General features: G+C 33.3%; 2 protein-coding genes. Both read left to right on the top strand.

The window, feature by feature from the left end:
* Nucleotides 1-155 (top strand): EF-Tu C-terminal domain-related protein (locus tag ABDJ34_RS09460; protein WP_457922056.1); only part of this gene is annotated, 155 nt, incomplete at its 5' end.
* Nucleotides 156-868: 713 nt separating this feature from the next.
* Nucleotides 869-9,631, top strand: a complete 8,763-nt coding sequence (locus tag ABDJ34_RS09455) for an SHIRT domain-containing protein (protein ID WP_412702183.1) — start codon at nt 869-871, stop codon at nt 9,629-9,631.
* Nucleotides 9,632-9,648 lie beyond the last annotated feature (17 nt).

Raw genomic sequence — 9,648 nt, 5'->3', positions numbered from 1 at the left:
TAGAAGAAGGCGTAGAAATGGTAATGCCAGGAGATAACGCAAAATTCATAATCGAATTAATCACTCCAATCGCAATCGAAGAAGGATTAAGATTTGCCATCAGAGAAGGCGGAAGAACAGTAGGAGCTGGCGTTGTTTCTAAAATTATTGAATAATTAATATACTAAGACTATTTAGCTCTCACTTAGGTGAGGGCTTTTTTTATTTTCAAATTATAGATTGTCAAGTTAAATAAAAAAGAATGAATAAAAAATAACGATAAAATTCAAAAAAAAAAAATACATAGTGTAAAAAATACCAAGTTATGATATAATCTAGTTGAGAAATTTGATTATATATGGTCAAATTAAGAAAATAAATTTTTTCTTTTGAAAGAACAATAAGTTATTAATGAACTAACTAAAGTAAGCATGTATAATAAAAATACATAATTACAGAGTAAATTATGAGGGATTTTGTTAATACTGGAGGTGGGAGATTTCATATATCGTTGCAAAAATAAAAAAATAAAAATGAAAATATGGGAATTTTATCTGAAACGATAACGTTTTATATAAGAGTTGATTTGTACAAATTCACTCAATATAAATTTAGGGCTCACTTGCTATTCCCTAAGTAGTAAATTGCTTGTTAGTTCTTATGTTGAATGTAATTTATTTTAACAAGAACTATTAATTCTAGCTGGTAGAGCATGTTTTCAACACCCATGTTATGCCATGTTAGACTTTGAAAAAAGGAGGAGATAAGAAAGAGAAACACAAACACTTTGGAAAAATTTGTTGTCAGTATTATTAGCTGTCGCTTTTATAGTTTTTTCTGGTATAAAGCTAATCTATGCTAACATACTATTTGAAAAAAAGGAGGAAATATGAAAAAGAAAAACAAGCACTTTGGAAGAATTTTGTTTTCAGTATTATTAGCTGTCGCTTTTATTGTTTTTGCTGGTATAAAGCCAATCTATGCTAACATACTAAGTCCAAAACAAGGAATCAATGAGTATCATTTCTATAATGACACAATAGATAATAAAGATTCAGCAAAAGAGATACAAAAACAAATAATTCTTGATGGAGAAAAAATTTCTGATCCTGGCCATGTATTTAAAGACAAAGATAAAGTCTTTTTAAAATGGCAAGATGAAGAAGGTAACGAAATTAAATTTGATACGCCAATAGAGATTAAAGGTAACGACAAAAAAATAATTAATGTTTACCCAGTTTTCAAAAGTCAAGTAGTAATAACCTACTATATAGTTGGCGATAAAAATGATAGAGTTTATATGACTGACACTGTTACTGATGCTAGTTCCTATAAACTACCAGCAGATCCTACAATTTATGAAGCTAATAAATACTTCGTAAATTGGTCAACATCAAAAGACGGAAAATATGGTGTTTATGATGAGGAGTCATTGCAAAAAGATATTGCAGCCGGAAAAACTGACATTAAACTTTATGCAATAACAGAGTTTAAACACAAGGCAACATTTATAACAGGAGACGACGCAAGCTACCAAGATCAAATACTTGCAGACGATGGTAGCCATCTTGAAAAAATGCCAGAAAATCCTACAAGACCAGGTTATGAATTTAGCCATTGGTCTTTGACAAAAGATGGAGATCCTGTTGATCTTAATACTTTAGTATTAAACGAAGACATTACTGTTTATGCTGTATGGAAACCAGTTGTAGTTGACTATAAATTTAAGGTTATGACCCAAAATATTGACGATGACGGCTACACCTTCCTTGGAATAATATCAGCAAGAGGACTTAATGGACAAAAAACAAGCCTACCATTTAGAGGAAGTGAAAATCCAGATCCTAAGGTAGCCCCAACTGGTCCAATAGTTGAAGATATTAGTAAGCTATCAAAAAAAGATGGCCGCTTTAGCGATGGCTACAATAGTAAAGACGAAAACGGACAAATGGATCACACCTATACTAATCCTCAAACCCTAGATTATTTAGGTTTCCATTTAAACGAAGAAAAAACAAAACAAGCTTTTGAAACAATAGAAGCTGATGGTAGTACAGTTGTACCTGTCTATATGGATAGAAATGTTCATACTATATGGGTCTATAAAAATGCAAATAAAATTAGTTATTATCAAGCTAATTGGGTCAATGCTACAGATGAAAATGGAAATATCCACGTAGATTTGCGCTATGGTCAAAGTTCTGAAACATGGTTTGATAAGCTAAATAAAGATTATATTTATTACATGGATAAAAGCATAGGGTCTTTCTATACAAGAGCTCCAGCAATGGGTGATAAAGACATCTACATGTATAGAGTTTTAGCTAAGGGTACAAAATACCAACTCCGCTTTGTTGAATGGGATCCAAGTAAATTTAATGCACAGATAAACTCATCAAATCTTGCAACAATGCAATCTACCCTTGGTACCATGAAAGAAATTGGTAAAAGAGTAAGCTTCCAAAACTCAGAGTGGTACATGAATTGGAATGGACGTAAATATAGAGTCTTTGAACCATACAATGATAATTATTCACAAACCACATACTCTTGGGTAGATAAAACTGACCATGTTGATGATATAAAAGGATTTGAGCCTAAGAAAGGTGATATGTCAGCTGATGGTTTACAATCAGTAAATGTAAATAATCCAGCCTTTAGAGATTATATGTTCGCCGCAGGTAAGAATGTGGGTGGATATCAAAACTATACAGGAACACCTTATATGGAAGATGGCAACTATGTTGGCTTCTTATTCTATATTAGAAAATCATACAATATCAATTACTATTCAGGAAGTAAAAAAATAACTAGCAAATCATACAAATATGAGGCTCCAGTAACTGATTTTGGTCTTGATTATAAAGTTGGGGAAACAACAAATCCAAATAATCCTAAACAAATTTTTAAGGGTTGGTACAAAGACTCAACCTTTAGTGTTCCTTACACAGCAGAAGAGATTAAAACAATGCCAGCCCATGATACAAATGTTTATGCTAAGTGGGAATCAGTAGAATACAAAGTAACCTTCCACACAAACCAAAATGACTATGCTGATGAAAAATTTATAGAAGAAGTTACAAACATTCCTGATAGCAAAACATTATATGACGGACAATATAAAGATGCCAAAGCTAGCAAAGAGAATTTCCCTCAACCAGTTCAACCTGAAAAAGCAACAGAATTTTTGGGATGGTATGAAAAAAACCAATATGGAAGATATGTAAAAGCAAATCTTCGCAAACAAATTAAAAATAATGATACTCACTTATATGCTAAGTGGAAATATGATTATTTAAAATTAACATACGATTTGAACTTGCCAGGTACTGACAAAGTTGAAGGAACTGCTCCAACAGATTCAAACTCTTATATCACTGATGCCAAAGCACAAGCTCAGGATATAGGTGCTGTTAAAGTGAACGGTGGCAAAAAAGTTTTCGTAGGTTGGAGTGAAAGCAAAGACGGTTCTACTGGTCTAATTAAACCAAGCGAAACTGTCCTAATGGATAAAAATAAAACTCTTTACGCTCAATGGAAAGAATTTCCAGATCTAAAAACTACAAAAGTTACCTATGATGCAAACGGCGGAGTTGGTGAACAATATGTAGTTGAAGAGATTGTTACAAATGATTCTCATACAGTCTTAGGAAACGGCGAAGGCGAAAAAATTAATTTCACCCGTGAAGGTTATGTATTTAAGGGATGGAATAGAGATAAAAACGCAACAAAACCAGAATTCCAAAAAGACGATGAAGTTACTGTAAATAGTTTAAATGAAAGCGAAAATAATTATATCTATGCTATTTGGGCTCCTATTATCAATTACACAACTGATGGTAATGGACAAGTTAAGGAAGGCGAAAACTTTGTAGATAATACAAAAGAAGAAGTTGAACTTAAAACAAATCCAAATGGCACAGAAACAAAAGCAAAAGATGGATATAAATTTAGCCACTGGACAGCAGATAAAAATATTAAATTATCAGATGGAACAGAAATAAAAGCTGGAGAAAAAATTACTGAAGAACAATTAAAACAAGCAGTAATCACAGAACCACTTACATTTAAAGCTAATTTTGTAAAAGATGAATTTAAAGTAACTCACGAATTTAAAGTTGCTGAAGATTCTCCAGTAAAAGAAATGCCAGCTGATGTTAAAAAAGCTGTCGATGCTCAACTTCCAGCTGATAAAACAGCTAAAGATGGAGAAACTGTAACACCAACTGAGCCAGAAAAAACAAAAGTAGCAGATAAAGAAAATGATGGAACATGGACATTCGAAGGCTACAAAGATCAAAATCCAGATACAGAAGCAGTAGATGCAAAAGTAAATGGAAAAGACGTAAAATTCGAAGGCGAATGGAAATTCACACCTAATGAACACAAAGTAACATACGAATACGTAAGTGGAACAGAAGGTAAGGAATTACCAGAAGCATTAAAAGCAAAAGCTCCAAAAGAAGCAACTGGAAAAGTAAAAGGTGATACAGTAACATCCCCAGTTCCAACTGGAAAAGACGCTGAATACAGAGATGAAACAAACAAGGGAACTTGGACATTCAAATCTTTTGACAAAGATTCAGTAACAATCTCTAACAAAGACGAAAAAGTCACAGGAACATGGGAATTCACACCAGATCCAGAGCCTAATAAGTATAATGTGAAACATGAATTTGTATCATCAACAGAAGGTAAAGAACTTCCACAAGCCGTAAAAGATTTAACACCAAAAGATAAACCAGATAACGAAGATGGAAGCACTGTAACTCCTACTGCACCAACACAAACAGAAGTAAAAGATACAGACAATGATGGAACATGGACATTCAAAGGCTACAAAGATCAAAATCCAGATACAGAAGCAGTAGATGCAAAAGTAAATGGAAAAGACGTAAAATTCGAAGGCGAATGGAAATTCACACCAAACAAACACAAAGTAACTTACGAATACGTAAGTGGAACAGAAGGTAAAAAATTACCAGAAGCATTAAAAGCAAAAGCTCCAAAAGACGTAACAGGTAAAGTAAAAGGCGATAAAGTAAAATCCCCAGTTCCAACTGGAAAAGACGCTGAATACAGAGATGAAACAAACAAGGGAACTTGGAAATTCAAATCTTATGACAAGAGCGATGTAACAATTACTGATAAAGACGAAAAAGTAACAGGAACATGGGTATTTACACCAGATACAGAACCAGAAAAATACAACGTAAAACACAAATTTGTAAGTAAAGATCCAAATAAAGAACTTCCACAAGCCGTAAAAGATTTAACACCAAAAGATAAACCAGATAACGAAGATGGAAGCACTGTAACTCCTACTGCACCAACACAAACAGAAGTAAAAGATACAGACAATGATGGAACATGGACATTCGAAGGCTACAAAGATCAAGATACAACTACTGATGAAGTAGATGCAAAAGTAAACGGAGCTGATGTAACATTCGAAGGAAAATGGAAATTCACACCTAATGAACACAAAGTAACATACGAATACGTAAGTGGAACAAAAGGCGTAGAATTACCAGAAGCATTAAAAGCAAAAGCTCCAGAAGCAGTAACAGACAAAGTAAAAGGTGATACAGTAACATCCCCAGTTCCAACAGGAAAAGACGCTGAATACAGAGATGACACAAACAAGGGAACTTGGAAATTCAAATCATACGACAAAGATTCAGTAGAAATAACTAACCAAGACGAAAAAGTCACAGGAACATGGGAATTCACACCAGATCCAGAACCAGAAAAATACAACGTAACACACAAATTTGTAAGTAAAGATCCAAACAAAGAACTTCCAAAAGAAGTACTTGTTCTTCAACCAGCAAATCAAACTGGAAAAGTTAAAGGTGACGTAGTAAAACCAACAGAACCACAAACAAAAACAGTGAATGTTGCAGATGGAACTTGGAAATTTGTAAGTTATGACAAAGATCAAGAAACTGTCGATAACAAGGATGTAGAATTCACAGGAACATGGGAATTTACTCCAAAAACTACTCCTACTGATTACAATGTAAATCATAAATTTGTATCTGCAACAGAAGGCAAAGAACTTCCAAAAGCTGTTACAGACTTAACACCAGGCCAACAAACTGGTAAGAAAGATGGAGAAACAGTAACTCCTACTGCTCCAAAACAAACAGAAGTAAAAGATACAGAAAATGATGGAACATGGACATTCGAAGGATTCAAAGACCAAAATCCAGATACAAAAGATGTTGATGCAAAAGTAAATGGAGCTGATGTAACATTCGAAGGAAGCTGGAAATTCACACCAAACAAACACAAAGTAACATACGAATACGTAAGTGGAACAAAAGACGTAGAATTACCAGAAGCATTAAAAGCAAAAGCTCCAGAAGCAGTAACAGGCAAAGAAAAAGGCGATAAAGTAACATCCCCAGTTCCAACAGGTAATGACGCTACATTTAGAGATGACGTAAACAAGGGAACTTGGAAATTCAAATCATACGATAAGAATGAAGTAGAAATCACTAATAAAGACGAAAATGTAAAAGGAACATGGGAATTCACTCCAGACCCAGTTCCAGAGCCAGAAAAATACAACGTAACACACAAATTTGTAAGTAAAGATCCAAAGAAAGAACTTCCAAAAGAAGTACTAGATCTTCTACCAGAAAAACAAACTGGCAAAGAAAAAGGCGATGTAGTTAACCCAACAGACCCACAAACAAAAACAGTTAATGTTGAAGATGGTACTTGGACTTTTGTAGAATATGACAAAAACGAAGCAACTATCGATAACAAGGATGTTGAGTTTACAGGTACTTGGGAATTTACTCCAAAAACTACTCCTACTGATTACAATGTAAATCATAAATTTGTATCTGCAACAGAAGGCAAAGAACTTCCAAAAGCAGTTACAGATTTAATACCAGACCAACAAACTGGTAAAAAAGATGGAGACACTGTAAAACCAACAGCTCCAACACAAACAAAAGTTGAAGATACAGAAAACGATGGAACATGGACATTCGAAGGTTATGATAAAGATAGCAAAACTATTGATAAAAAAGATGTAACATTCGAAGGAAAATGGAAATTCACACCAAACAAACATGAAGTAACTTATGAATATGTAAGTGGAACAAAAGGCGTAGAATTACCAGAAGCATTAAAATCAAAAGCTCCAGAAAAAGTAAAAGGCAAAGTAAAAGGCGATAAAGTAACATCCCCAGTTCCAACAGGTAATGACGCTACATTTAGAGATGACGTAAACAAGGGAACTTGGAAATTCAAATCATACGATAAGAATGAAGTAGAAATCACTAATAAAGACGAAAATGTAAAAGGAACATGGGAATTCACTCCAGATGCTGATGTAGTTACAGAATACGTTGATGAAGATGGAAAAACTATTGCTCCACAAGAAAATGGAACAAAAGACAAAAAAGACATCGATGGATATGAATTTGTAAAAACTGAAAAAGATGATAAGGGTAATACAAAACATATCTACAAGAAAGTCACACCACCTACAGATGTAGTAACAGAATACGTTGACGAAAAAGGTAATACTATTGCTACTAAGGAAAATGGAACAAAAGACAAAAAAGATATTGATGGATATGAATTTGTAAAAACTGAAAAAGATGAAAAAGGTAATACAAAACATATCTACAAGAAAGTAAAACCAACTCCAGAAGTAGTAACAGAATACGTTGATGAAGATGGTAATACTATTTCTGATAAGGAAAATGGAACAAAAGACAAAAAAGATATTCCTGGATATGAATTTGTAAAAACTGAAAAAGATGAAAAAGGTAATACAAAACATATCTACAAGAAGAAAACTACTCCTACTACAGAGGTAGTTACTAAATATGTAGATGAAAAAGGAAATCCTATTAATCTTGAAGAAAAAGGCAAGCAAGATAAAAAAGATATTCCTGCTTACGAGTATGTAAAGACTTACACAGACAAGGATGGAAATACTATTCATGTTTATAGACTTAAACAAAATCCAACCCCATCAGTAGAGACTAGATATGTTGATGAAAATGGAAATCAACTACTTCCTCCAAAGGAAGGAACAAATGATCCAGAAAACATAGATGGTTACACTTTAATAAATACTGGAAAAGATGAAAATGGTAACACAATTTACATTTATAGTAAAAATCCTACTGAAGGCGTTGAAACTAGATTTGTAGACACTGATGGTAATCAAATACTTGCGGATAAGGCTGGAACACATGATCCATCACTTATAAATGGATATAAATTTGTAAGAACTGAAAAAGATGAACAAGGTAATACAACTCACATCTACAGGAAATTACCTACTCCTTCTAAAGAAGTAGTTACTAAATTCCTCGATGAAAACGGAAATAAACTTGCTTCTCCTCTAAAAGGTAGAAATCCAAGCAAAGAAATTCCAGGATATGAAATACTAAGAACAGAAACAGATTCTGATGGCAACATTATCTATGTTTACAGAAGGAAAGCACCTGAGTCTCAAAAGGTTACTAAGTTTGTTGATGAAAATGGAAATGAAATTTCTAAATCTACAAAAGGTGACAATCCTAAGAAGGATATAGATGGCTATGAGTTTGTAAAAACTACAACTGATAAAGACGGCAATACTGTTCATATCTACAAGAAGAAAACTACTACTCCTACTACAGATGTAGTAACAGAATACGTGGATGAAAAAGGTAAGACTATTGCTCCAATGGAAAATGGAACAAAAGACAAAAAAGATATCGAAGGATACGAATTTGTAAAAACCACAACTGATGATAAGGGCAATATAAAACACATCTACAAGAAGAAAACTACTACTCCTACTACAAATGTAGTAACAGAATACGTGGATGAAAAAGGTAAGACTATTGCTCCACAAGAAAATGGAACAAAAGACAAAAAAGATATTCCTGGATATGAATTTGTAAAAACCGAAAAAGATGAAAAAGGTAATACAAAACACATCTACAAGAAGAAAACTACTACTCCTACTGTTGACAAAATCACTAAGTTTGTAGATGAAAATGGAAATAAAATTTCTGAGTCTACTAAGGGTGACAATCCTAAGAAGGATATAGATGGCTATGAGTTTGTAAAAACTACAACTGATAAAGACGGCAATACCGTTCACATCTACAAGAAGAAAACTACTACTCCTACTGTTGACAAAATCACTAAGTTTGTTGATGAAAATGGAAAAGAAATTTCTAAATCTACAAAAGGTGACAATCCTAAGAAGGATATAGATGGTTATGAGTTTGTAAAAACTGAAAAAGATAAAGACGGCAATACTGTTCATATCTACAAGAAGAAAGAAAATACTTCAAAAGTAGTTACTAAATTTGTGGATGAAAAAGGCAATCCAATCGCAGAAAGTGAAGATGGTAAAAAAGCTAAGAAAGATATAGAAGGCTATGAGTTTGTAAAAACTACAACTGATAAAGACGGCAATACCGTTCACATCTACAAGAAGAAAACTAATACTCGCGTTATAATTCAAGGCAATAGGACAATAAATTCAAGCTCTCCAAATAAAAAAGGCACTCTAGTAAATACTGGAGACGGAGTTAATGCATCAACATATGCAATAATGATGTTAGCTATTGGAGCAGTTTTGACAGCTATTGGTATTAGAAAAAAGAAGAAAGAGGCTTAGAGTATTGAAGAAATCAG

Source organism: Finegoldia dalianensis (genome assembly GCF_046255015.1).
Classification (GTDB): Bacteria; Bacillota; Clostridia; order Tissierellales; family Peptoniphilaceae; genus Finegoldia; species Finegoldia magna.
This window is presented reverse-complemented; position numbering and strand designations above follow the sequence as displayed.

Excerpts from the sequence above, each read along its gene's own strand:
- ABDJ34_RS09455 (WP_412702183.1), top strand. The coding sequence starts at position 869 with ATGAAAAAGAAAAACAAGCACTTTGGAAGAATTTTGTTTTCAGTATTA.